A 23,347-nucleotide genomic window follows, 5' to 3' on the forward strand; every position below is an offset into this window, starting at 1 on the left:
TAAGAAGACGGCGAAGCCTAATAAAAGTTTTTGGGATTCTTAAACCCTTTTTACAAAAAGGGTTTAAGGTCCCCGGCAGGGTCGCCGAAGGCTTTATATGTTTAAATCTTTTCTTAAAATATTTCTTCTTTCTTTACTGGCAGCAGTAATTGCCCAGCCGGCATTTGCCGCAAAAGATAATTCCCTGCGGGTGACACCTGTGGTTCGGGCGGTGCAGAAAACTGCCCCGGCTGTTGTGAATATCAACGTGACCCGCATTGTGGAACGCGGTGTTTCTCCTTTCGGACAGATGTTCGGAGGGCAGGGCTTTGATATGTTCTTTGACGGCTTTGAGACCCGCAAACGTAAATACCGTTCGCAATCCACCGGCTCCGGGGTGATCATTAATGGTCGCCGGGGACTGGTGCTGACCAATGCTCATGTTTTGGCAGGCGGCAGCGATATCAAGGTCAGGACTATCAGCGGTGAAGAATACTCTGCCGAGATTGTCGGCTCTGACGCAGATTTTGACCTTGCGGTGCTTAAAATCAAAGGTGCGGGCAATCTGCCGCAGGTTGCCATGGGTGATTCCTCGGATATTTATATCGGTGAAACGGTCATTGCTATCGGCAACCCCTTTGGCTACACCCACACGGTGACTACCGGGGTGGTTTCCGCGCTCAAGCGCGCGGTTAAATCAAAAGAGGGTGCGTATACAGATTTTATCCAGACCGACGCAGCCATTAACCCCGGTAACAGCGGCGGTCCGCTGCTGAATATCATGGGCGACCTGATCGGTATTAACTCTTTTATTCAGGCCCGTGCCGAGGGTATCGGCTTTGCCATTCCCATTAACCGGGCCAAACGGGTGGTTAAGGAGTTGCTTGAGTCCGGTAAGGTTTCCCCGGTCTGGCTGGGACTGAGCGGTCAGGATCTTGACCAGAGTTCGGCCAGTTATTTCGGCTTGTCCCGTGTCTATGGAATGCTGGTTACCGATGTGCATAAGGACACCCCGGCTGCTTATGCGGGCTTAAGACCCGGTGACGTTGTTCTGAAGATCAACGGAATTGAGGTAGAAGATAAGTCCGGCTATCTGGCTTTGCTCCGGGTGCAGACCCGCAGTGAGGATGTGGACCTTGAAGTGCTTCATGACGGCAAAATCCGCCATGTGGTAGTCCGTCCACAGTCACTTGAATCGCAGCAGGTCCGGTCACAGGCATGGTCCCGCTGGGGTATGGTTGTGGATAAGGATTCACGTGGACGCGGTATGCTGGTCAGCAAGGTGCGCAAGAACAGTGCCTCCGCAAGGCTCGGCCTTCAACCCGGCGATAAAATTCACCAGATCGGCAACCATCGCGTGGATTCGCAAAAGGATTTTCTCGACTCTTTTCTGCGCTATCGCATGAACAACAAGGTTATGCTTAAAATTCAGCGCGGACGTAACTTTTATTATGTGAAGCTGAATAGTTAGGAATAAGTTTTGATGAATTGAGAGAGGCGTGCAGTCCATTGCGGATTGCACGCCTTTTAATTTTTATTGGTATTCTTGAAGAACAGAGTAAACAGGCCCTTCGGGCGTGAGTACGCTTTTGTAGAGAGTGAAGCCGTTGATCTGTGCTTCGGGCAGTTCTATACCGTTGATTTTTTTTGCCAGCGCGGCCCAGTCATCCTGGGCTGCTTTTTTGACCCTGCCAAGAGTCAGATGGGCATGGCAGGATTTTTTGTTTGGCTCAAAGCCAAGTTTCGCCAGACCTGATTCAACTGCTGCGGCGGTGGAGCAGATTTCTTTTGCTCCCTGCTCCAGTCCGATCCAGATTACATGCGGCTTATCAGAGGCCGGGAAGAATCCTGCCCCTGCGGCTGTCATTTTAAAGTTTACAACCGGGATTTTTTTCAGTACTCCCTGCACCTCGGCAAGTTTGTCTTCCTCGACATAGCCTAGGAATTTGAGGGTGAAGTGCATGTTTTCAGGCTTGACCCATGCTATTTTGGATTCCAGCCCTTCGCGCAGGGGACCGTATGCTTCGCTTATCCTTTCCTTCCATTCCCCCGGCACGGGGTGTGCAATAAATGTGCGTATCTTTTTCATATTATCCCAGCCTGTTAAGGTGTTTATGAACCGGGTGTGGAAAAAGTGAAGAAGAATTTCAACATTCCGAACAATATATCATCATTATTACTGTTAGCGTTGGAGTTGTTTACGTAGGTCAGGTCCGGGACAATTGAAAAGTTGTCGGTGAGCTTGACCTGATAGTAGGTTTCATAATGGAACTCCATATCTTTGTTCGCAGTATGTTTGTTGCCTTGAACTCCACCCGCAGCAACGCCCCAGACATCCTGTTCCCTGCCGGGAATGGGGCCAAGCCAATGTGTACCTGCTGACCATGTCCAGGTGATGTTGTTCACTGCTCCGTTGCCCTTGCCCAGTCTGGCGAAGATTCCGAAGTCTTCAGTGATATCCTGATCCATGTTAAAGGCGATGCCCCAGTTTGTTGATTCTTCACTTCCGTCAATGCGCGGCTGGTCATAAGTGTTGGTCCAGCCGAAGATGCGGTAATTACCTTTCAGTTTACCAAAACTGGGCGAATATGTCAGCTGTGCGCCCAGGAGCGGGCTGTCGGTCATGTCTTCAAAGGTATCTTTGCGATCATTGTCCGGGCGTCCGGCATAGGAGGAGGCCTGGGTCAGTATGGTGAATTTGAATTCATCAACCGGGTTTATTCCACCGGCAATGATGGGCATGTTGGCATCAATGGCATCAAATATGGGCTCGTTGTTGAACATGGAGTTAACGAACTGGATACGTCCGTTTCCGGCAAAACGGTTCTCATCCATAAAGGATTCCGGGTCGGTATAGCCGAGGGATATGAAAGCTTTTTTGTCTGCAAAATGTTGGGTGTAGAGTACATCTGAAATGGACGCTTCACCGCCGGGGCTGGTACGTGAGGCCTGTGAGTTCAAGGGTGAGAGTACAAGACCGCGGCTTGAAGGGTTGCTGTGTTTGTCCGATACGCCGCCCTGAACTTGGAAGAAGAATTTTCCGTCTTCGATCGGTTCCCAATGCAGCCTGACCCTAGCTTTGAAGGCTCCGTATTCACTTCCGCTCTGCGACTGCCCGTCAATTTTGGTGCTGCTGTAGTCTTGTATGTAACCGAGAATATCACCTTCAATAGTCAATGGTCCGGTGGCATTCTGAACTTCGTCCCAGGCTTGGCGGAACTCTTTTAGCAGTACGGACTGGTGGGTTTCTTTCTGACCGTGCAGGTTGAGGCTTTTGCGTAGGGAATCGCGGCAGAAACCGTTTGAAGCGCAGCAAAGGACAAGGAGAATGATCATGAGGAGCGTCTTTTTCATTTGCGATTAACTCTCTTTCAGAAGCTGGTGCAGTGTTTCAAGTACGGTTTGCAGGCTCTGGTGTTTGACACTCATGCGGTCACCGCTGAATATGAATTTTTCAGCGTATGTTTTGCCGTTTATATGCCAGCCCATCCAGACAGTGCCCACGGGTTTGTCCGGGGTGCCGCCTGTAGGTCCGGCAATGCCGGAAAGGGATATGCCCACATCCACATTCAGAGTCTTGCTGACTCCTTCAGCCATGGCCCGGACAACGGGTTCACTAACTGCTCCGTGCTCCATGATGGCTGTTTCCGGCACATGGAGCTGGGCCATTTTTACTTCATTAGAGTAGGCTACAATGGCCCCGGAGAACCATGCGGAGCTGCCGGAGAAGTCAGTCAGGGTAGCGGCCACAAGGCCTCCGGTGCAGGATTCCGCAGTGGACATGGTCCAGCCTTTTCCAACCAGAATTTTTCCGATAGATGGTACGATGCTTTCAATCATGCGGGTACGTTATACCGATTCAGGTAATATTTAAAGAGGCAGATGCTGCATATTGTTTAGTGTGAAGTGAAATGGTAGGCTTTGTTTTTTGATGCCTAACCGAAGCGGAATAAGCCTATGGCCTTGAATAATATTACAAGTTTTGTCTGGAAAAGACATCAGAACCACTGGAGCTGGATCATTATGCTCGGTTCCCTGTTTGTATTGGTCATAGCTTTATGGGTGAAATCTGTACTTCTTACCTTGTCTTTTATTGCCGGGATAGCTGTTTCCATGCTGGAACTGCCGGAGCCGACCCCACCTTTTGCGCTTGTGGGTAAAGCTATTGAACATGAACGTAATTGGTTGGAATCTCCGTGGGGCTGGAAAAAGGGTTTGCAGGGTTTCGGCATGTTTGCCAGCGTGGTATACGTCTTTTTATCCTGCTGGGGGGAGAGCTTGATGGCTCTGCTACTTCTGGTGGGAATTTATGCCAATATCGCTTGTGTTTATGGAAATAAGCGCATGGGAATTGATGATTTGTAGGGATTTTCTGTAATTTGATGCCAGAATCCCCTTTATTAGTGTGCTGAGATTCGCTACTAGTGTTGCGTCCGTCAGGATCTGATTTTTCGCAGGCAATGGCTTGAGACGAGCCTTTTTTATATAGATGATATCAGGAGAATGAAATGCTCGATTTGAAATTTGTACAGAACAATCTGGATGTAGTTCGCGAAAGCCTCGAAAAAAGAGGTTCCAAGCTTGATGTTAATGAATTCAGTGAGCTGGATTCCCGCCGTAAGTCTCTCTTGCAGGAAGTGGAGGCTCTCAAGGCCGAGCGTAACTCTACTTCCGGCGAAATTGCCAAGATTAAAAGAGAAGGGGGCGATGCTTCCGAGATTATCGCCCGCATGGGTGAAGTTTCCGGCAGGATCAAAGCCCTTGATGAAGATCTTAAAGATATAGAAACCGCAGAACGTGAGTGGCTTGTTTCTGTTCCCAACATGCCGGACGATTCCGTTCCTTTCGGTAAAACCGAGGACGATAACCCGGTAATCCGTCATTGGGGCGAGAAACCTGAATTTGATTTCACTCCCCGTGAACACTGGGATCTGGCTGTGGAGCTGGGCGGCGTTGATTTCGAACGTGCTGCCAAGCTGACCGGGGCGCGTTTTGCCGTACTCAAGAAATGGGGTGCCAGACTGGAAAGGGCACTGACATCTTTCATGGTCGACGTTCAGACCATGGATCACGGTTACACCGAAGTCATTCCCCCTTACATCGTCAATCGCGATTCCCTGTTCGGTACAGGGCAGCTTCCTAAGTTTGCCGAGGACCTCTTCAAGCTGGAAGATTGGGAATATTTCCTGATCCCCACTGCGGAAGTTCCGCTGACCAACCTGCACCGCGATGAAGTGCTCACCGAAGACGATCTTTCCGTTGCTTACTGCGCGCCGACTCCCTGTTTTCGTTCCGAAGCAGGTTCCTACGGTAAAGATACCAAAGGCTTGATTCGTCAGCACCAGTTCCACAAAGTGGAAATGGTCCGTTTTGCCCATCCGGACAAATCTTTTGACGATCTTGAGAAGATGACCGGACACGCCGAGGAAATCCTCAAGCGTCTCGGATTGCACTACCGGGTCATCACCCTGTGCACCGGTGACATGGGCTTCGGCTCCAAGAAGACCTATGATATCGAAGTATGGCTGCCCGGTCAGGACAAGTTTCGCGAGATTTCTTCCTGCTCCAACTGCGGAGATTTTCAGGCCCGCCGCGCTAACATCAAGTTCCAGCCTAAAGACAGCAAGAAAAAACAGTTCGTCCACACCCTGAACGGCTCCGGCCTTGCCGTGGGACGTACTTTTGTTGCTGTGGTTGAAAACTACCAGCAGAAAGACGGTTCCATTGTGGTTCCCGAAGCACTGCGTCCCTACATGGGCGGATTGGAAGTTATTACTGCTGATTAGACGCTGTAAATATAAAATTGAAAAGGGCAGTCCGCGTGCGGGCTGCCCTTTCTTGTATGGTTTGCTTCTGACATGAAAAGAAAATGGCTGCCGTAAAAACGACAGCCATTGCTGAAATTTTTATTTGGGCAGGTAAAATTACAGATCCAGCCCCTGCTTTTTATAATCATTAAGCTTGTTGCGCAGAGTTCGTACTGAGATACCCAGCAATTCGGCGGCCTTGGTGCGGTTGCCGGAGGTCTGGTCGAGGCTCTTGATGATCAGCTTTTTTTCCATTTCGGAAATGGGCATGACTCCAAATTCGGCAGCCACGCCGTCTGCGGTTGCAGGCTGATTCTCTTCCGGAGCTGCTCCGTCGCCTACATGAGGTTCGTCCGGCATCCATGCGTCGGGGTCGTTGAGGAAATGTTTGGATTCAATGGGGCCTGCACCAGCCAGAAGGACAGCCCTTTCCATGAGATTCTGCAATTCGCGCACGTTGCCGGGCCATTCATAGTCCAGCAGCCATTTCACTGATTCTTCGGAAAAGGCGAGGGGCGCGAGTCCGTACTCTGTGCAGTATTTGTTTACGAAAAATTTTGCCAGTAAGAGAATGTCTTCCCCGCGCTGGGCGAGGGCCGGAAGTTTGAGCGGAATGACGTTCAAGCGGTAAAAAAGGTCCTGCCTGAATTTCCCTTCCTTGACTGTTTCTTCAATGGCCCGGTTGGTGGTGGCCAGAACGCGTACATCCACCTTTACGGTTTCCACGCCGCCCACACGGTCGATTTCACCTTCCTGTAAAACTCTGAGCAGTTTGGCTTGCAGTCCCAGTTCCATTTCAGTGATTTCATCAAGGAGGATGGTTCCGCCGGAAGCCAGTTCAAATTTACCGAGCTTGCGGTTAATGGCTCCGGTGAATGCGCCTTTCTCATGACCGAAAAGTTCTGATTCCAGCAGGTGTTCGGGTAGTGCGGCACAGTTGATGGCTACGAAAGCCTTATCGTTGCGGTCAGAATGGTGATGCAGGAAACGGGCGAACATTTCCTTACCGGTTCCTGATTCACCTGAAATAAGTACTGTGGCCTTGGATTTGGCCACCTGTTTGGCAAGGCCTAATACGCGGGCCATGGCCGGGTGCTGGCCTATAATCTGGTAGCGTCCCTGTGTGCCTTTTTGTTCCGGTGCGCTTGCTTTCTCCGTTGTGCCCAATTGTTCCGGTGCGGGCATGGATGAGGGTTTTTCATCGGGAAGCATTAGCTTGATTTTTTCCCATGAAAGAGGTTCAAGCCAATAGTCACGGGCACCCAGCTCCATGAATTTTTGTGCTTCGTCAGCTGAACCGTTGCGGGAAAAGATTACCACTGGAGGAAAATTTTCAATATTTACAGCTTCGGCCAGAAGTGCCTGAGCAGAATAGCCCTGCATAATCGGCCTTGTAAAAATAAGGCACGGTTTTGACTTTTTGATAAAATTGACCGCTCCGGCAAGATTGTCGGCCAGTCCGGCTTGAAACCCCGCTTCTTTAAGGGGGGAAAACACGGACGTCACTGACTGGGGTTCGGCTATGAATAGTAATGTACTCTCAGGCATCTAGATTCCATATATCTAAGTGAGAACCTTTTCAACTCTATATATATGATTAAAGCTGATAAATTAGGGGAAGGCACTACAAATAGGGCAAAAAAGCAGTTTTGACATGGTCACTTATGTTTTTGGTGGATGGAATCTATTAGAATCATGACGATTTAAAGTTTGTGCTGCGGATTTATCAGCTTTCTTTCATATTGATTAGAAAGGAATTATTATGATCAAAACGCAAGAAAGTTAAAAATAATTTCGATTTACGAAATCAACAATATTGTGTGGAGTTGGTTTTTACAGGAAAAAACAGGTGTGTTTTTAACAAAAATGATTTTTCGCAAGATAGATAATTCGCAAAACGCTAAAAAAAGAAGGGTTCATCCAAGATAGAGGTGGACTTGCCGAATTTTGTTCCATTTGGTACCCGTTTTTGTCGAGCTAAGAACAATTTTTTTACGGGATTTGTACAAAAGTGATAAAGTTTAACAATGTTAATAAATACTACGGTGACTATCACGCCTTGAGGGATCTTAACCTTCATATTAAAAAAGGCGAAGTCGTTGTTGTCTGCGGACCTTCCGGGTCTGGTAAGAGTACCATGATTCGTTGTATTAACCGTCTTGAACCTATTCAGGAAGGTGAAATACTTGTAGAAGATATGGATGTGAACGGAACGAGAGTAAATCTGCCCCTGCTGCGTGCAGAGATCGGATTTGTCTTTCAGTCTTTCAATCTCTATCCGCATATGACGGTTTTGGAAAATATCCTACTCGCACCGACCATGGTTCGGAATATGAAACGCAAGGATGCTGAAGATCTGGCCATGGAACTTCTTTCCAAGGTAAATATCCCGGACAAAGCCGGGGACTATCCTTCCCAGCTTTCCGGCGGCCAGCAGCAGCGTGTGGCCATTGCCCGCGGTCTGGCCATGCGTCCTAACATCATGCTTTTTGACGAGCCGACATCCGCCCTTGATCCGGAAATGATCAATGAGGTTCTGGATGTAATGAAGGCTCTGGCCCGTGAGGGTATGACCATGGTCTGTGTTACCCACGAGATGGGCTTTGCCCGTGAGGTTGCAGACCGGGTTATCTTCATGGACGAAGGTTCCCTCATTGAGGAAAATACCCCGGATGAGTTCTTCCACAATCCGCAGCATGAGCGTTCCAAGCTCTTCTTGAGCAAGATTCTTTCGCATTAGGGAATTCCCCATCATCAATATGGTGGGTGTATATAGTGAGGTGAGGTCGTTGCCTGTAGGTATGTATTTACAGGCTCAGTATCAGGAAGCTCGCGGTTTCCGGTGTCGGGGATCGCTCTTTTGTATACTCTTTGTCTATTTCCACGCAGGAGGAAGAATGAAAAGATTTATGACTCTGGCTCTCGCAGCCGCTCTGGTTATGGCTTTTGCTGCAACTGCTTTCGCAGGTGCCACTTATGACAAGATCATGAAAGACAAGGTTATCCGTGTCGGTATCATGACTGACTCCATTCCCGGTGCGTTCTACAACGCCAAGAAAGAATGGGTTGGTTTTGATGTTGATATCGCTAACGAAATTGCAAAACGCATGGGCGTTAAAATTGATCAGGTTCCTGTCAGCAACAAGACCCGTATCGGTTTCCTCCAGCAGGGCCGCATTGACATTTCCGTTTCCAACATGACTCACAAGCGTTCCCGTGATAATTCCATCGACTTTTCCATTACCTACTTCTTCGACGGTCAGAAGATGCTTGCTCCTAAAGGCAAGTTCTCCACCCTTAAGGATTTCGTAGGCAAAAGAGTTGCTGTTATGCAGGGTACTACTTCCGAGCTTAACGTTAAGAACCTGCTCAAGGAACTTGGCGATGCTGCTCCTAAAGTTATCTCTTACCAGAAAGAGTCCGAGTGCTTTCAGGCTTTGCAGATGGGTCGCGTAGACGCATGGTCCACTGACTCCACCATCCTGCTCGGCTACTCCGCACAGGTTCCCGGTAAATACGAACTGGTTGGTGACTTCTTCTCCAACGAGCCTTACGGCATCGGTCTGGTTGAAGATGATTCCAAGCTCCGCGACACCGTTAACTTCACCCTTCAGGATATGTGGAAAGACGGTACCTACGAAAAGATCTACAACAAGTGGTACGGTCCCGACACCAAGTACTACTTCCCCCTTACTGAAAAAATCGAAATGTGGCCCTAGGCTTCTTTTGATATGCTAGACAGGCGGGGTCCCGTGGCCCCGCCACTTTTTAATTTGAAGACAAAGAGAAAGTTTCTGCAATGATCAACCGCTATCTGGAAAAAACTTGGGTTCAGTACCTGTGCCTGACCACTGTTGTGGGTCTGCTGGTCTATTATTTCGGCTGGGTCTTCGACTTCGGCTACAAATTTGACTGGTCTGTTTTATACAAGGAAGATCCCTCATATGGCGAGGTTCTGGGTGGAATGCTCGTCACCGGGTTGAACCTGACGGTCAGCATTTCCTTGATGAGTTCGGCTATTGCGCTGGGACTCGGTATTCTTTTCGGGCTGGGACGGCTCTCGCAGTTCAAGCCGGTCTATTATTTCAGTACCTGTTATGTTGAATTTTTCAGAAACACACCGCTGCTGGTGCAGCTTTTCTTCTGGTATTTTGCACTGCCCATGGGCTTGCCTGAAGGAATCCGCAATTTTCTTTTTGATCAAAATTTCGAGATGCTGGCCGCTACGGTCGGACTCGGCATCTACACCAGTTCCTTTATGGCTGAGGTTATCCGCGCCGGTATCCAGTCCATTCCCAAGGGGTTGTTGGAAGCGTCCTATTCATCCGGGCTGACCCCGTTTCAGACCTTGACCAAAATTGTTCTGCCGCTGGCCTTCCGGGCTATTATCCCGCCGCTGGGCAGTGAGTTCCTTAACAATATGAAGAACTCCTCGCTGGCTATGGTTGTGGGTGTTCCTGAGCTTTGCTGGGCTTCGCAGCAGATTGAGGGCATGACCTTTAAAGGTTTTGAAGCCACCACTGCTGCCACGGTCATCTATTTGTCCCTGTCCCTGACTATCGCCGGTATCCTGACCTTGGTTAACTGGAAGTTGCAGATTGTTCCGGTTAAGGACCGTACTATGGGGCATAAGTTTGCGCACTTGCTTTTCTGGCCCTTTGAGGCTCCGTTTGCTTTTCTGGCAAAAATGCATCGCAGAATGAAGCGCAAGCGTCAGGATGATTTCAACCTTTCCCGTGCACAGGCCGCGCGCAAGGCTTTTCTGGCTAAACTTTCCAAAGTGTTGGGTTTTGTCTGGAAGGCTACTTTTCTCGTCTGTTTGGCCTTTCTTATTTTCTCAGCTGTCTACGGTGTTTCAAAATTTAATTTTCAGGTCATCCGCGATAATATCGGAACTTTGCTCTGGTGGAGATTTCCTCAAGGTGATCCCAATGAAATCCTCTGGGGACTGGGCGGGTTGTCTTTCTCCATCATCATGTCGGTGATCGCAATTTCAGTAAGTTTTTTTATCGGACTCATTGTGGGTATCGGGCGTACGTCCAAGAATAAACTTTTCCTGATTCCGTCCACCCTGTACATTGAGCTGATTCGCGGAAACCCGCTGATCATGGTCATTTTCTGGATTTATTTCTTTATCCCCATCCTGACCGGTCATTTCCTGAATGTGTTCTGGTCGGCTACTATCGCTCTGACTGTTTTTACCGGGGCCTATCTGGCTGAAATCGTTCGTTCCGGTATTCAGAACCTGCCTCCCGGACAGTTTGAGGCAGCGGTCTCCACCGGTCTGACCTACTGGCAGGCCATGCGCAAGATCATTCTGCCGCAGGCCCTGAAGCAGATGCTCCCGGCCATTGTGGGGCAGTTCATCGCTATCTTCAAAGATACTTCGCTGGCCTTTGTTATCGGTGTTCTGGAGCTGACTTTTGTGGCTCAGGGACTGAATAACAGGCTTATGATCTATCCCTTTGAAATTTATACCACCGTCGCATTTTTGTACTTTATTTGTTGCTACCTGATGAGTCTCGTGGCAAGACGACTCGAACGGAAACTCTCTACTGAGACTTTCCGGTTGCAAATGTAATTGATCTCCCTCCCCCTGTTTGATTCTGTTCTACAGGGGGAGGGTTGTTGAATAGAAGCGTTTCGGAGTTGTCTAATGCTCGGTAAGAGTGTCCCTGTTTTTTGCTATCATGCCGTCTGTGAAGAAGACGGTCATTCCCCTGCCACCTTTGCCTCCCATCTTGATATGATGCTGGAGATGGGTTTCAAGACCATCACCGCTGACCATCTTTTTGAAATCTGCATGGGGCGTAAGCCTATTGACGATAAATATGTGGTGCTCACTTTTGACGATTGCCACATCAGCAATTGGATCAACGTGGTTCCCTTGCTGGAAGAGCGGGGTATGACCGGGATCTTTTTTGCGGTCAGCGATTTTATTGGGCAGGGCAAGATCAGGTCCGGGGCGGATGTGAAAGAAATTCTGCCCATGCGCGAGTCTTTTATCAAGGCTCTTTCCGAAAACGACAATTCCCAGTTCATGAACGAGGCGGAACTCAAATCGCTGGTTCATGACAAGGGCATGGAAGTCTACGCCCACACCTGCCGCCATCAGGGCTGCTTTAAAGATTTTCGCTTCAAAGGCAATTTTTCAGCAGATTCTCATTGGTCCACTTGGGGCGTTTATCGTAAATTCAATCCCGAATTGCCTACTTTTGATTACGGCAGCGCGTTCGCCTATAATGGCTTATGGCCTCAGTTTCGCAAGGGCAAAGTCTCTTTCAAGCGTCGCTCCGATGATGAAAGACGAAAATTTATCCGCGAAGATTTCAAACGCAGTCTTGATAAAATTAAAAAGATCAATGGTGCGCGCCGTCAGTTCTTCTGCTGGCCTTGGGGTGATTTTGATTCCATTGGAATGCAGGAAGCCGCCGCAGCCGGATTTTCCGGGACCTTCACCCTTGAGCGTTCCGCAAACATACTCGGCACTGATCCCATGCGTATCAACCGTATCGGTGTTGGCAGCAGTAAGGACGCCGATTGGATCAAGAAACGGCTGCTCATGTATTCCCATGAAGCTCCGGCTATGGTCTGCTTCAAATTTTTCACCAAACGCAATGATGTGGGCAAGGTGCTCTACATAACCGATACCGACAAGCTATCCGGCGGCAGCAGGCAGCTTATCAACAGTGCTCGGGCCATGCTTCAGGCGGGGCTTGGCGTAGTTGCGGTCTTGGCTCCCGGTTCCAAGCTTATTCCTGAACTGGAAGAGATGGGTGTGGAAGTGATCATTCTTGATGATTTTAAGAACATGCTCGCTGCGGCAACTTTCTTGTCCCATGTAATTGAAGAGCATCAGGTGGATGTGGTCCATACTTATCACAACCGTGCGGTCAAGATCGGTTGTATTTCCAAGGGATTGTCATTGCTGGGCGGGCGCAAATTCAAACTTTTCTTTAACCGGGGCGTTATCTACAAGCCCAATCCGCTGGCACCGCTCTTTTCGCTCATCGGTAACGGTTATATCTGCAATTCCGCCAAGAGCCGCCAAGTGCTGCTTAAGCACGGGGTTCTGCCGGGGCGGGCGCAGGTGGTCTATAATTCTTTTGTGGGCGGGGGACGCAAGCCCAAACGCGCTGCCGAGACTTCCATTATCTACGTGGGCAACGAGGGGCATGCCAAGGGGCCGGACGTATTCATCAAGTCCGTAGACCGTCTGCTGGCGCAGGATAAATGCGAAGGCGTGCGTTTTATTGCAGTGGGTATGGAAGACCTTTCTGCCTACCGCGATGTTGCCTCTCCGGCAACTCTGGAGCGCATTGAGTGTCCGGGCTACATACCCCATGAGGAAGTGGTCAAGCTGCTGGCTGCCTCACATATTTACGTCATGAGTTCACGGCAGGAATCAATGCCTAATACCCTGCTTGAAGCTTTTGAGTGCGGGCTGGCCGCCATCTGCACCAATGCCGGCGGAACCGGCGAGCTTATCCGCGACGGGGTTAACGGTTTTCTCTGTGAAGTGGAAGATACCGAAGCTCTTGCTGTGAGTATGAAGAAGCTTATTGAAGACGGAGAACTGCGCAGTGAAATGGGCCGTCTGAACCGCAGGATCGTGCGTTCTTTCATGTCCAGCACAGCCAAGGCCCAGTCTTTGCTGAAGGTCTATTCCTCTTTGCCCGGAGATAAACCGCAGATTGAACTGCCGGATATTGACCGCTTGATTAAGAGATAGCTTTGCGAAGTTTATCACCGAAGTTATCGCCGAGCCATTGTTCAGCCGGGGTCAGTTCGTGGGTTGGATTCCAGATGTAGTAGAAGATTCCTTCCTGTTCGTTCTCAGCGAGACTTACCGGAAGTTCCACCAGATTGCCTGAAACAAGGTCCTCGGCAACCATGTTGCGGGGCAAACCAGCCCAGACCGTTCCGGCAAGAACCAGACGGTGGATCAAACGGCTGTCCTCAAACTTCCAGACCTGTTCACTTCTTCTGAATGAATCCGGGAGCCGGGTTCCGTGCTGACTCATGCCCATGGCCTGCTTGTGAAATTGCAGTGTCTCTTTACTTATTTTATCCATGCCCGCTAACGGATGGATTGGTGCTGCCACTGCGCAGAATTCCATAATGGACAGTCTGTTATAGGAAAGCCCGGAGGATGCAATATTGGCCACCGGAATATCCACCCCCACGTCCGCCTGACCTGAGTTTACATTTTTCTGCACGTCCCCCACTGCCCCCCAGAGTACTTCCAGTTCGATGCTCGGGAATGCTTTTTCGAAAGCATCAAGGACCTGAGTTGTTATATGTAGGGGCACGTACTCGTCCAGTGCCAGACGTAGCAATGTCTGTTCTCCGAAAGCGAGGCGATCTGCGTATTTGATAAGACTTTCCGAGTGGCGCAAAAGTTTGCGGGATTTGAAAAGCAGTTCCTCTCCTTCCACAGTAAGTTGTGGGTATTTACCGCTGCGGTCAAAAAGGGTGACTCCGAGGTCGTCCTCAAGATTGGCAATGGCCGTGCTGATCTGGCTCTGCACCTTGCCCAGCCTGCGGGCGGCGGCGGAAAATGATCCCGCATCAGCTGCGGTGACAAATGCTTCCATGTGTTCAAGTGAAAATCTCATGTTTGCTCCATCTATCTTGTTTTCAGATTGATTGTATCTTTACCAAACTGGTTTAAAGATTAAAAGAGATAAAAAAACACCTCGAGCAAGGAGAGCAAAAATGCAAACAACATTACGTTCACCCATATTTCGGGCTATATTCGTTTTAGTCATTGATATTTCTCTGATGGTTTTAATGACCCCGATCCTGTCGCTAGTCCTTTGGCTGAATTCCGATATTACCGGGAGGTTCATGATAGTGGTTTCGCTTCTGACCATCCCGATTCACTTTGTCTACACTTATTTGTTTGACCGTATGCTGCTGCGTCAGGGCAGGTCTCTGTATGAACGTAATTTTAGGCTGCGGGCGATTCATGCCCTGCTGCTTGAAGCGATTATGCTGCCTGTTATCGTACCCATAGCTATGCATATGTTGGATGCTGGGTTTGCCAAGGCCGTATTTTTAAGCCTGTTTATGGCAGTGCTTATGGGGGCGTATAACCTGTTTATGAATAAGGCTTTTGATTCTCAGGAGGAGGTGGGAATAGATGCGCACTTCCAAAGATAGATTACGTCACACAATCCTGTTTGAAATTGTGCTGGTGCTTCTGATCGGGCCGCTGCTTTCAGTCATGCTGGGCAAGTCCCTGCATACAATGGGTGTCATAACCATAACTCTCAGTCTCATCGCCATGGTGGTTAACTATTTTTATAATCTGGCCTTTGACTATGCGCTTCTGCGGCTGGGGCGGCCCGTTTATGAAAGGGGGCCAAAGCTTAGGGTATTGCATTCAGTTTTTTTTGAGCTTTGCCTACTGGTCTTTTCGCTTCCATTGGTCATGCTCCTGCTGGATTATTCATTCATGCAGGCTTTGATGCTGGACCTGGGATTTGCCATGTTTGTCCCAGTCTATGCTTTCTTTTTTAATGTCATCTATGACCGGACTTTCCCGGTTGTTGCGGTGCAATAAATATCAGGCCCCGAGATATTGTCTGCTGATGGAGAAGAGTTGAAAAAACTCTTCTCCATTTTTGTTTTCACAAGAACTGTTGTAGACGTTATCCCTTTTGGTTAACGTGGGTTGGAAATTATCCATCCATTAGCGAGAAGGGAATATACATGGGCAAACTTTACAGCGATACTTACTGGTCTGATATGCACGAGCCTGTGCGCCGCAAACTCTTGATGGGGTCTGTGGGGGCGAAGCATCTTTTGGAAACCGGAGCGCATGCTCTGGAGTCCGATCCGCAGCTGGGCGTTGAATTGCTGTTGGCAGCCTACGTATCTAATTCTCTGGATGGAAATATGGCTGCACAGCTGGCCCAGATCGAAGGTTTGCTTCCGCTCTTTCCTTCCTCTGTTTCTTCATGTCTCAAAGGTGTTGTTTCTCACTGGAAACAGCCGGATAATCTATCTTATTTTATGCGTATTGCCTCCAAAAGGGACGATGCAAAGGTAAAGAAATACATTCTTTCTTCCCTTGAAAAAGAACCGGGAAATCTTTTCTGGATACAGCAGGGCTTGGTGCATGCCGGGGCCTTTGCGGATTTTAAATTCGGGCTGGAACTTTTGTCCGGGGAATTCCCGGCTGAGATCATCCCGGCAATCAATTCTTCCAAATCCTATTTTCATTACCTGAGCGGTAACGCTGCTGAAGCTTTTCCATTGCTTATGTCCGCGTCCGATGTATTCGGTTTGAATAATATGGTCCATCTTGCTGCATCCGTGGCTCTTAAGTTGGGTGAGCGCGAAACAGCTATGTCGATTCTTGCCGGGGCCGTTGATGCGCAGCCGTGGCGGGTTTCCGAAGCCATGCGCTTGTATGATCTGGCTTGCGGGCTGGATGAGAAAGCCGTTCCCTTGCCCGGCAGTCTGGCTATTCTTCTTTACTGCTTCAACAAATCTGAAGAACTGGACGCGACCCTTGCTTCCCTGCATGCATCCGAGCTGCACGGGGCCAAAATTTTCATGCTTGATAACGGCTCGTCCGACGGAACCGCCGAGATCATTAGCAAGTGGCAGTACGAGTTCGGCAAGCAGATGGTGCGCATTGATCTGCCTGTTAATGTAGGAGCCGCCGCTGCCCGCAATTGGCTCATGAAGGAACCGCAGGTGCAGGAATGTGATTTTGCGGTCTACCTTGATGACGACGTGGAAGTGCAGCCGGATTGGATTTTCCGTTTTGGTGCGGCGGTTGAAGCTTATCCTGAAGCCGGGGTCTGGGGATGTAAGGTTCTGGATCACGCAGCTCCTTCAGTGATGCAGTCTGTGGACCTGCATATTATCCAGCCTGTAGGTGACGAGGGCGAAGGGCCGGAGGTGGATTTGAGCAAGATCGCACCTAATCCGTTTCGTTGTTCGGACCTGCATCTCTATCTTTTAGACAGCGGTTTTTTTGATTTCACGCGCCCCTGTGGCTCGGTAACCGGGTGTTGCCACCTGTTTAGAACACAGAAGCTGCTTGACAACGGGGGCTTTTCCCTGTTCCTTTCTCCGTCGCAGTATGACGATCTGGAGCATGATTTGCGCAGTTGCCTGAAGGGTGAATTTCCTGTTTATCAGGGACATCTGAGCATCTTGCACCGCAAGCGGACCGGTTTTGCCAGCCACAGCAATGAAGCGCAGAAAGGCAATGCATTGGGTAATAAATACAAAATGCAGGCTATGCATCCGCGGAGCGAAATATTGCAGATAATGGCTGATGAAGAGAGGCTTCTTCAGTCCGACCTTGAGAAAAAGATGCAGTATCTGGTGCGGAAGGGGATTCTGGCCGGATAGATAAATACAGGGAGAGAGCCATGTCCGACCACGATCAAACCCAAGATTTCCTTAATAATCTGCCTGAACTTGAATCCGGCAAGACCTTCGGTTTTGCCTGTCATCCCGGAGTGCGTTGTTTTAACGCCTGTTGCGGTGATCTCAATCTGATGCTCACTCCCTACGACGTACTTCGTCTGCGCAAAGGTCTGGGACACGACAGCAAGAAATTTATCCACAACCACGCGGAGATTACCCGTACACCGGGTGCCGGTTTCCCCATGTGCAAGTTGCGCATGCTCGATAATGCCAAGCGCAGCTGTCCTTTTGTGCGCGAAGAAGGTTGTTCCATTTACGAAAACCGTCCCGGTGCCTGCCGTACCTATCCTCTTGGCCGTGCTTCACGCATGAGCGAGGAAGGTGAGACCATTGAGCAGTTTTTCATCGTGCAGGAACGGCACTGTTGCGGATTCGAAGAAGACAAGGCTTGGACCAGCGATGAATGGCTTAAAGATCAGGGTCTTGAGCCGTACAATGAAGTCAATGACCGCTACATGCGCATTATGAACCGTGCCCGTCGGGCCGGTGTAGCTCTTGATGAGCGTAAGTTGAACATGGTTTTTCTCGCCCTTTATCAGGTGGACAATTTCATGAATTTCATCAAGGATATGAACGTATTCTCCCGTCTTGATATTTCTGAGGAACGCCAGCAGGCTATCCTTAATGACGAGGAAGAATGTCTTAGTTTTGCCCTCGACTGGGTAGAGCTGATCGTGCTCGGTTCTTCTGAGAATTTGGAGCCTAAGAAGTAAATTTGTCTCCGACGGCTGGGGAAGGGGAACTTTTGGGAAAAGTTCCCCTTCCCCAGACCCCATCCCCTCAAAACTTTTTATTATGCTTCGCATTCAGCTCATTAAGGCGTGCTGGGAATGTCCGTAGTATCTTTTAAGATGTTGCGGTTTTTATTTTACAACCCCCAAAACTCCACTGCCTTCCCAGAAAAGGACAGATAATTAATTACGTAGTGCGCGATGATGGTCGGGTAGATTGAGCCTGTGCAGTACATGCAGATCATGAGTCCTGATCCGGTAATTGCTGTTGCTATGATGGCGACTGGCCCCTGTGACCAGTGGATCAGGCCGAAGATTATGGCTGAGATCAGAAAAATTTGTGGAATGGAATAGTTGCGGTTCTTTAAAGTTGTGAAAGCAAGGCCGCGAAAGATGACTTCTTCGGATATGGCGACCAGCGCGAGGCCGAGAGTCATGTCCAGCGTGTAGAGCGGTGAGTCCGGGCCGACAGGTATGGACCCCAGCCGCAGGGACGGCAGCAGCTTGGACCAGAGTGCAAAGCCCGGTTCATCAAAGCATAGGCCGAGAATTGTTATGCCCATGGTCCAGAAGATGAGCTGTCTGAAGGGCAGGGGCACGAGGCCGAGGTCCGCACGGCTCAGTGTATCTTTTTTTAGCAGATAGAACAGAAGTCCCAGCGGGATAATTTTCGCTCCGTAGTCAATTGCCAGCCAGAGCAGTTCATGTTTAATGAAAATATTGTTGAAATCGTTTAAATAGAACGGCAGGGCGGCAAGGATAAGTAGTGTCGTTTTGTTGTTGGTCAAGCTGATTGCTCCTTGCCAAGTCTTATTTGCTGATTATTAAAGTCTATGCCAGCTTGCCATGCAACGCGGCGAAGCCCTACTAAAAGTTTTTGAAGAGTCCAGAGAAACTTTTTTTAAAAAGTTTCTTTGCCCGCCGGAGGCGAACTCTTTCGAAAAAAAGCGCGAAGCGCATCAAATAATTTCCCGGAGATAAAATATTGTCTGAACAATTAAATATTGAACTAAGTAGCCCCAAGATACTCTCTGCTGATGAATTTGCAAAGGTCAGGGCTGATTTTCCTGCTGATCGTAAGATTGTTTTCACCAACGGCTGCTTTGATATCCTGCATGCCGGACATGTGGATCTGCTCTCCCGTGCACGGGAGCAGGGGGGGGTGCTTGTGCTGGGCTTGAACAGCGATAAATCCGTACGGTCCATTAAAGGTGAAAAACGACCCGTAACCGGGCAGCAACAGCGCGCATTTGTCCTCGCCGGACTGGCCTGCATCGATTATGTGATTTTCTTTGACGAAGACACTCCGTATAACTTGATCAATAAAGTGCAGCCGGACGTGCTGATCAAGGGCGGCGACTGGAGTGTGGATAACATAGTGGGCCGAGATATTGTTGAGGGAAGTGGTGGTAAGGTGCTTTCTTTACCGTTGTTGCCGGGCTATTCAACTACTTCAGTCATACGCTATATTCGTGAGAATGAGATAGAATAAGCTTGTTGTCTCGCAATGCATCGGTTTTAAATATTTTGTTTTTATGCTAGATGTTATCATCTTGCTTGAAGAAATGATTTTTGATTAAGTGTTGACAAGGTGATGATTGTTGGGCTATTAAGCTCGACTCGCTTAGCGAAACGGGCCAATAGCTCAGTTGGCAGAGCCCCCGGCTCATAACCGGATGGTCCCAGGTTCGAATCCTGGTTGGCCCACCACTAATATCATATGGATGCATATCAAAAAATAATCCAGAATCTTTGTGCTTTCTAAGCTGAGAAAGCTGTTGTGCTCCCGGGGGAAAACCCTTGCGGGAGCATATTATTTTATTGTATTTTGATGTGTTGAAGTTGGTTAAGAGTGGAAATAATTGAACATCTTTCCTGTGTGGCCATGAGCAGCCGCGAGTGGATATATGGTGGCCGTTATGAAGACAGCAGAAGTTATCAGCAGGATCGAGTCACTTGTTCCTTCGGGGTTCGCTGCTCCTTGGGATAATTGCGGTGTTCAGATAGCGGGACCGGAAAGGGATGTGGCAAAGATTGCCGTGGCCCTTGATCCGTTGCCGCAGGTTGTTTCTTCAGCCCTTGAATGGGGAGCTCAGTTTATTCTGACCCATCATCCGCTGGCTATTGAAGCAAAGCTGCCCGCAAAGCTGGACTGGTTTCATGATGTGATGAAGCAGGTCTTTTGCGCGGATGCGACCCTTTTTGCTGCGCATACCTCTTTGGATGTGCAGTTCAAGGGAGCTGTTTCGTGGCTCGGGCGTGAGCTTGAGCTTGAAAATCTGCGGGTGCTTGATCATGTTGCGGAAAACGAGGCCGGTGATATACTTGGATACGGTTGTATCGGCGAGTATTCTTCCCCGGTTGTTTTCGCGGATTTTGTCGAGCGTGTTTCGCAGCTTGCCGGGTGCGGGGTTGTAGCCCTGTGCGGCCCGGAACCTGAAAAGGTGGGCTGTGTGGCAATGTGTCCCGGTTCAGGCTCTTCGTTCATGGATAAGGCTTTCGGCCTTGGAGCGGATGTATTCATTACCGGGGATGTTAAATACCACCCTGCACAGGAAAGTGTGGGCGCGGTGCTTGATGTGGGGCATTTTTCTCTGGAAGAAGAGATGATGCGCCGTTTTTCAGTTCTTCTCGGAGAAGAACTTGGAAAAGAAGTGGAAGTTAAATTTTTCGGCGGACGCAATCCTTTTGCCTACCATGTGCAAGGGGAAGGCGTGCGCAGGCCCTGAAATACGGGCTGTCATGACAAAAGAGAATTCACAGGACCGTAGAGGCCTTACGGGACTGTATTGTTAAGTTTCCGAACATCGATGTGGCGGAGGCCTTTATAAAGGCCGTCCGCAAAAGGGGACCCCATAATGTATGAAAAACAGATAGAACAGCTTGTTGTTTTGCAGAAGGTTGATGACGAAATTCTCCTTCTTGAAGCGGAAATCGATCAGGCACCCAAAGATGTGGCTGCCCTTGAATCCCGCAAGGAATCCCTTGAAAAACGCAAGTTGCAGTTGACCGAAAAGCTTGATCTGCTTGCCGAGCAGAAGAAAAAGCTCGAAACCGAAATCGAAGAAGATTCCGTTAAGGTTAAGAAGAGCAAAAGCAAGCTGATGCTGGTCGGTACTACCAAGGAATACCACGCCATGATGCGTGAGATGGACAACCTTGAAAAGTTGAACAGGCTCCGTGAAGAAGAAAAGGTAACCGTCCTTGAAGAAACTGCCCGTCAGACCGAGCTTGAGGCTGACATTGATGGCAAAATCAAGGAACTGGACGAAGAGCTGGACGAAAAGCGTGCCGGTCTCAAGGAAAAGTTGGCCGCTGCCAATGGTCAACTGAACAAACTTACCAAACGTCGTAACAAGGCTGGCGAAGTTGTGCCCAAGCCTATTCTCGGTCGTTACGAGTTTATTCGTTCCCGTCTTTCCCATCCGGTTATCGTGCCTGTTGAAGAAGCAGTCTGCGCTGGTTGTAACATCATGATTCCTCCGCAGGAATACAATGTTTTGCAGGAAGGAAAGCAGATTCTCAGCTGCCCCAACTGCCAGCGTCTTATTTACTGGATTGAGCATATTCCTGAAGCTGCAAAGCCCAAGGCTCTCCGGAAAGACGAAAAATAGTATCTAATTTTAATGGAGTTGGACGGATCATCGCCGCGGCATTTATGCCGGGGAGGAAAGTCCGGGCTCCGCAGGGCAGGGCGCTGGGTAACTCCCAGCGGAAGTGATTCCGGGAAAGTGCCACAGAAAACAGACCGCCCCGGTGATTATTCACCGGAGTAAGGGTGAAACGGTGGGGTAAGAGCCCACCGGCGGGCATGGTGACATGTCCGGCCAGGTAAACCCCGTCCGGAGCAAGACCAAATAGGGAAGTGTTTGAGGCCGGCCCGGCCAAGCTTTCGGGTAGGTTGCTTGAGGTGTATGGTAACATGCATCCTAGAGGAATGATGATCGTTTACCGCAAGGTAGATACAAGACCCGGCTTATAGTCCGACTCCTCTTTTATTGTATAGATTAAAAAGGGGCAGCCTTAGGGCTGCCCCTTTTTTTATAATTAATGCATTCAATGACGGCTTGTAATACAAGGCGGCGAAGCCTTGATAAAAGTTTCTTTGGCCCTCGGAGAGCCGCCGGAGGCAAACTCTTTCGATCAAAAGCGCGCAGCGCATCAAAAAGGATTTAAAAAGTATGAGTAGCTCCGGTGAAACATGGGCCGTACTGCTGGCAGCAGGCAGCGGCACCCGTCTGGCAGAGGCCGCAGGCGGGGTCAAGAAACAATTCCTCGAATGGAAGGGGCTTCCGCTCTTCTGGCATTCCGCCATTACTTTTTCAAGTACTCCTGCTGTTTCCGGCATAGTCTTTGTGTTTCCCCCCGATCAGGTAGATGAAATGCGGGATGTTGTGGCCAAGCTGGACGGTGCTGACTCCCTTGGTATGCGTTTTAAGGTTACAGCCGGTGGAAAGCGCAGGCAGGATTCCGTGTTCAACGGCTTGAATGAACTGCCTTCAGGGTGTACCCATGTGCTGGTTCATGATTCTGCGCGTCCTTTTGCTTCGGTGAAAATGGTCAGTGGAATCATTGATCGTTTGCGTTCCGGTAACGAAGCGGTCATTCCTGCAATTGATGTGACTGATACCATCAAGGAAGTGGAAGACGGAATTGTTGAGAAAACGTTGGTCCGCTCCCGTTTGAAGGCAGTGCAGACCCCGCAGGGCTTTTCATTGCCGACTCTTTATGCCGCCCACAAGCAGGCGGAAGATGAAGGCTGGGATGTGACCGATGACGCTTCCATGGTGGAAATGGCTGGAAAAAATGTTCATATTTGTGATGGAGAAGAGGGTAACATCAAGATGACCAACCCTGAAGATTTGAAGAAGATCGAAGCTGACAAACGGACCATTCCCTGTGTGGGTTGGGGCTACGATGTTCATAGATTCGGTGAAGGGCGGCCTATGGTGCTCGGCGGCGTGCCTATTGCCGGCGGACCGGAAGTTATCGCCCATTCCGATGGTGACGTACTGCTTCATGCTTTGGCTGATGCCGTTCTGGGACTTTTTGGAGGCGGTGACATCGGTCATCATTTTCCGGATACTTCCGCAGCCTGTGAAAATATGTCCAGCGGGATTATTTTGAAAGAGGTTCTGGTTAAGGCTGAAGAGGCCGGAGTGGAGATTGTCCACGTGGACCTGACCGTCATCAGCCAGATTCCCAAGCTTTCCCCGCACCGGGAACTTATCCGCAAAAATATTGCTTCGGTCATGGGACTTGATAAAGCGCAGGTCAATGTGAAGGCCACCACCGAAGAGAAGCTCGGCTTCACCGGCGAGAAAAAAGGCATTAAGGCCGTCGCTGCGGTAACCGGACTGAAACAGATTTAAGGTT

21 protein-coding genes, 1 tRNA gene and 1 other RNA gene are annotated in these 23,347 nt (G+C 49.4%); 17 read left to right on the top strand and 6 right to left on the bottom strand.

All coding sequences use genetic code 11. From position 1 onward, the window contains the following. The first annotated feature begins 97 nt into the window (after nucleotides 1-97). Nucleotides 98-1,450, top strand: coding sequence for a trypsin-like peptidase domain-containing protein (locus tag FMS18_RS06940; protein ID WP_163293013.1), 1,353 nt, complete (start codon nucleotides 98-100; stop codon nucleotides 1,448-1,450). A 63-nt stretch (nucleotides 1,451-1,513) separates the two neighbouring features. On the opposite strand, the gene thpR is transcribed toward FMS18_RS06940, so the two are convergent. Genes thpR through FMS18_RS06955 form a run of 3 tightly spaced genes read right to left on the bottom strand, consistent with a single transcriptional unit; the run spans nucleotide 1,514 to nucleotide 3,819 of the window. Further along, nucleotides 1,514-2,068, bottom strand: a complete 555-nt coding sequence (gene thpR, locus FMS18_RS06945) for an RNA 2',3'-cyclic phosphodiesterase (RefSeq protein WP_163293014.1) — start codon at nucleotides 2,066-2,068, stop codon at nucleotides 1,514-1,516. Between the two features lie 23 nt (nucleotides 2,069-2,091). Then, the gene (locus FMS18_RS06950; RefSeq protein WP_163293015.1) at nucleotides 2,092-3,333 is read right to left on the bottom strand and encodes a carbohydrate porin; all 1,242 of its coding nucleotides are present in this window, start codon (nucleotides 3,331-3,333) and stop codon (nucleotides 2,092-2,094) included. A gap of 6 nt (nucleotides 3,334-3,339) precedes the next feature. Beyond that, nucleotides 3,340-3,819, bottom strand: coding sequence for a CinA family protein (locus tag FMS18_RS06955; protein WP_163293016.1), 480 nt, complete (start codon nucleotides 3,817-3,819; stop codon nucleotides 3,340-3,342). A 117-nt stretch (nucleotides 3,820-3,936) separates the two neighbouring features. On the opposite strand from FMS18_RS06955, the gene FMS18_RS06960 reads away from it, so the two are divergent. Together FMS18_RS06960 and serS are read left to right on the top strand one after the other, a co-directional pair. Continuing rightward, entirely contained in the window at nucleotides 3,937-4,344 is a 408-nt protein-coding gene (locus FMS18_RS06960) for a hypothetical protein (protein WP_239060965.1), read from the top strand. A 143-nt stretch (nucleotides 4,345-4,487) separates the two neighbouring features. Continuing rightward, a complete protein-coding gene (serS, locus tag FMS18_RS06965; protein ID WP_163293017.1) occupies nucleotides 4,488-5,765 on the top strand; it encodes a serine--tRNA ligase in 1,278 nt (425 codons plus the stop codon). Between the two features lie 138 nt (nucleotides 5,766-5,903). Here the strand turns inward: serS and FMS18_RS06970 are convergent, their stop codons facing one another. Then, nucleotides 5,904-7,334, bottom strand: a complete 1,431-nt coding sequence (locus FMS18_RS06970; RefSeq protein ID WP_163293018.1) for a sigma-54 dependent transcriptional regulator — start codon at nucleotides 7,332-7,334, stop codon at nucleotides 5,904-5,906. Nucleotides 7,335-7,797: 463 nt separating this feature from the next. Here FMS18_RS06970 and FMS18_RS06975 point away from each other — a divergent pair, with 463 nt between their 5' ends. From FMS18_RS06975 to FMS18_RS06990, 4 genes are all read left to right on the top strand, one after another. After that, entirely contained in the window at nucleotides 7,798-8,526 is a 729-nt protein-coding gene (locus FMS18_RS06975) for an amino acid ABC transporter ATP-binding protein (protein WP_163293019.1), read from the top strand. A 157-nt stretch (nucleotides 8,527-8,683) separates the two neighbouring features. Beyond that, a complete protein-coding gene (locus tag FMS18_RS06980) occupies nucleotides 8,684-9,505 on the top strand; it encodes a transporter substrate-binding domain-containing protein (protein WP_163293020.1) in 822 nt (273 codons plus the stop codon). 80 nt (nucleotides 9,506-9,585) lie between these two features. Next, nucleotides 9,586-11,367, top strand: coding sequence for an amino acid ABC transporter permease (locus tag FMS18_RS06985; RefSeq protein ID WP_163293021.1), 1,782 nt, complete (start codon nucleotides 9,586-9,588; stop codon nucleotides 11,365-11,367). A 75-nt stretch (nucleotides 11,368-11,442) separates the two neighbouring features. Further along, the gene (locus tag FMS18_RS06990; RefSeq protein WP_163293022.1) at nucleotides 11,443-13,518 is read left to right on the top strand and encodes a glycosyltransferase; all 2,076 of its coding nucleotides are present in this window, start codon (nucleotides 11,443-11,445) and stop codon (nucleotides 13,516-13,518) included. Here the strand turns inward: FMS18_RS06990 and FMS18_RS06995 are convergent. After that, on the bottom strand, nucleotides 13,508-14,404 hold the full coding sequence (locus tag FMS18_RS06995) for a LysR family transcriptional regulator (RefSeq protein WP_163293023.1): 897 nt from the start codon (nucleotides 14,402-14,404) through the stop codon (nucleotides 13,508-13,510). The two genes, FMS18_RS06990 and FMS18_RS06995, sit on opposite strands and share 11 nt — an antisense overlap. Nucleotides 14,405-14,504: 100 nt before the next feature. Between FMS18_RS06995 and FMS18_RS07000 the strand changes: the two genes are divergently transcribed. From FMS18_RS07000 to FMS18_RS07015, 4 genes are all read left to right on the top strand, one after another. Continuing rightward, the gene (locus FMS18_RS07000) at nucleotides 14,505-14,951 is read left to right on the top strand and encodes a chlorhexidine efflux transporter (RefSeq protein WP_163293024.1); all 447 of its coding nucleotides are present in this window, start codon (nucleotides 14,505-14,507) and stop codon (nucleotides 14,949-14,951) included. Beyond that, nucleotides 14,932-15,354 carry a PACE efflux transporter gene (locus FMS18_RS07005; protein WP_163293025.1) on the top strand — a complete coding sequence of 141 codons (423 nt, stop codon included), beginning with the start codon at nucleotides 14,932-14,934 and terminating at the stop codon, nucleotides 15,352-15,354. Before FMS18_RS07000 ends, FMS18_RS07005 begins: the two co-directional genes overlap by 20 nt. Before the next feature lie 149 nt (nucleotides 15,355-15,503). Next, nucleotides 15,504-17,162, top strand: coding sequence for a glycosyltransferase (locus FMS18_RS07010; RefSeq protein WP_163293026.1), 1,659 nt, complete (start codon nucleotides 15,504-15,506; stop codon nucleotides 17,160-17,162). Nucleotides 17,163-17,182: 20 nt separating this feature from the next. Next, nucleotides 17,183-17,953: a YkgJ family cysteine cluster protein gene (locus FMS18_RS07015; RefSeq protein ID WP_163293027.1), complete on the top strand. Its 771-nt coding sequence runs from the start codon at nucleotides 17,183-17,185 to the stop codon at nucleotides 17,951-17,953. 155 nt (nucleotides 17,954-18,108) lie between these two features. Here the strand turns inward: FMS18_RS07015 and FMS18_RS07020 are convergent, their stop codons facing one another. Further along, on the bottom strand, nucleotides 18,109-18,759 hold the full coding sequence (locus FMS18_RS07020) for a CPBP family intramembrane glutamic endopeptidase (RefSeq protein ID WP_163293028.1): 651 nt from the start codon (nucleotides 18,757-18,759) through the stop codon (nucleotides 18,109-18,111). A 197-nt stretch (nucleotides 18,760-18,956) separates the two neighbouring features. Here FMS18_RS07020 and rfaE2 point away from each other — a divergent pair, with 197 nt between their 5' ends. The 6 genes from rfaE2 to ispD all read left to right on the top strand — a co-directional run bounded on the left by rfaE2 (nucleotide 18,957) and on the right by ispD (nucleotide 23,343). Next, complete coding sequence (gene rfaE2, locus FMS18_RS07025) at nucleotides 18,957-19,463, top strand: D-glycero-beta-D-manno-heptose 1-phosphate adenylyltransferase (protein ID WP_163293029.1); 507 nt, start codon at nucleotides 18,957-18,959, stop codon at nucleotides 19,461-19,463. Between the two features lie 142 nt (nucleotides 19,464-19,605). Then, nucleotides 19,606-19,681 (top strand) — tRNA-Ile (locus tag FMS18_RS07030). Nucleotides 19,682-19,890: 209 nt separating this feature from the next. After that, nucleotides 19,891-20,700, top strand: a complete 810-nt coding sequence (locus FMS18_RS07035) for a Nif3-like dinuclear metal center hexameric protein (RefSeq protein WP_163293030.1) — start codon at nucleotides 19,891-19,893, stop codon at nucleotides 20,698-20,700. Between the two features lie 129 nt (nucleotides 20,701-20,829). Continuing rightward, nucleotides 20,830-21,585, top strand: a complete 756-nt coding sequence (locus FMS18_RS07040; RefSeq protein ID WP_163293031.1) for a zinc ribbon domain-containing protein — start codon at nucleotides 20,830-20,832, stop codon at nucleotides 21,583-21,585. Between the two features lie 14 nt (nucleotides 21,586-21,599). Beyond that, nucleotides 21,600-21,966, top strand: an RNA gene (rnpB, locus tag FMS18_RS07045) — RNase P RNA component class A. Nucleotides 21,967-22,152: 186 nt separating this feature from the next. Beyond that, complete coding sequence (gene ispD / locus FMS18_RS07050; protein WP_163293032.1) at nucleotides 22,153-23,343, top strand: 2-C-methyl-D-erythritol 4-phosphate cytidylyltransferase; 1,191 nt, start codon at nucleotides 22,153-22,155, stop codon at nucleotides 23,341-23,343. The last annotated feature ends 4 nt before the right edge of the window (nucleotides 23,344-23,347 follow it).

Origin of the sequence: Desulfovibrio sp. JC022, from assembly GCF_010470665.1 — a bacterium.
Taxonomy (GTDB): Bacteria; Desulfobacterota; Desulfovibrionia; order Desulfovibrionales; family Desulfovibrionaceae; genus Maridesulfovibrio.

What these genes read in the sequence shown, in the direction of transcription:
- FMS18_RS06985 (WP_163293021.1), top strand. Translation starts at nt 9,586, where the DNA reads ATGATCAACCGCTATCTGGAAAAAACTTGGGTTCAGTACCTGTGCCTG.
- FMS18_RS06955 (WP_163293016.1), bottom strand. Translation starts at nt 3,819, where the DNA reads ATGATTGAAAGCATCGTACCATCTATCGGAAAAATTCTGGTTGGAAAA.
- FMS18_RS06990 (WP_163293022.1), top strand. Translation starts at nt 11,443, where the DNA reads ATGCTCGGTAAGAGTGTCCCTGTTTTTTGCTATCATGCCGTCTGTGAA.
- FMS18_RS07035 (WP_163293030.1), top strand. Translation starts at nt 19,891, where the DNA reads ATGAAGACAGCAGAAGTTATCAGCAGGATCGAGTCACTTGTTCCTTCG.
- FMS18_RS06950 (WP_163293015.1), bottom strand. Translation starts at nt 3,333, where the DNA reads ATGAAAAAGACGCTCCTCATGATCATTCTCCTTGTCCTTTGCTGCGCT.
- FMS18_RS06980 (WP_163293020.1), top strand. Translation starts at nt 8,684, where the DNA reads ATGAAAAGATTTATGACTCTGGCTCTCGCAGCCGCTCTGGTTATGGCT.
- FMS18_RS07015 (WP_163293027.1), top strand. Translation starts at nt 17,183, where the DNA reads ATGTCCGACCACGATCAAACCCAAGATTTCCTTAATAATCTGCCTGAA.
- ispD (WP_163293032.1), top strand. Translation starts at nt 22,153, where the DNA reads ATGAGTAGCTCCGGTGAAACATGGGCCGTACTGCTGGCAGCAGGCAGC.
- FMS18_RS07000 (WP_163293024.1), top strand. Translation starts at nt 14,505, where the DNA reads ATGCAAACAACATTACGTTCACCCATATTTCGGGCTATATTCGTTTTA.
- FMS18_RS06940 (WP_163293013.1), top strand. Translation starts at nt 98, where the DNA reads ATGTTTAAATCTTTTCTTAAAATATTTCTTCTTTCTTTACTGGCAGCA.
- FMS18_RS07005 (WP_163293025.1), top strand. Translation starts at nt 14,932, where the DNA reads ATGCGCACTTCCAAAGATAGATTACGTCACACAATCCTGTTTGAAATT.
- FMS18_RS07040 (WP_163293031.1), top strand. Translation starts at nt 20,830, where the DNA reads ATGTATGAAAAACAGATAGAACAGCTTGTTGTTTTGCAGAAGGTTGAT.
- serS (WP_163293017.1), top strand. Translation starts at nt 4,488, where the DNA reads ATGCTCGATTTGAAATTTGTACAGAACAATCTGGATGTAGTTCGCGAA.
- thpR (WP_163293014.1), bottom strand. Translation starts at nt 2,068, where the DNA reads ATGAAAAAGATACGCACATTTATTGCACACCCCGTGCCGGGGGAATGG.
- FMS18_RS06960 (WP_239060965.1), top strand. Translation starts at nt 3,937, where the DNA reads ATGGCCTTGAATAATATTACAAGTTTTGTCTGGAAAAGACATCAGAAC.
- FMS18_RS07010 (WP_163293026.1), top strand. Translation starts at nt 15,504, where the DNA reads ATGGGCAAACTTTACAGCGATACTTACTGGTCTGATATGCACGAGCCT.
- FMS18_RS06995 (WP_163293023.1), bottom strand. Translation starts at nt 14,404, where the DNA reads ATGAGATTTTCACTTGAACACATGGAAGCATTTGTCACCGCAGCTGAT.
- FMS18_RS06970 (WP_163293018.1), bottom strand. Translation starts at nt 7,334, where the DNA reads ATGCCTGAGAGTACATTACTATTCATAGCCGAACCCCAGTCAGTGACG.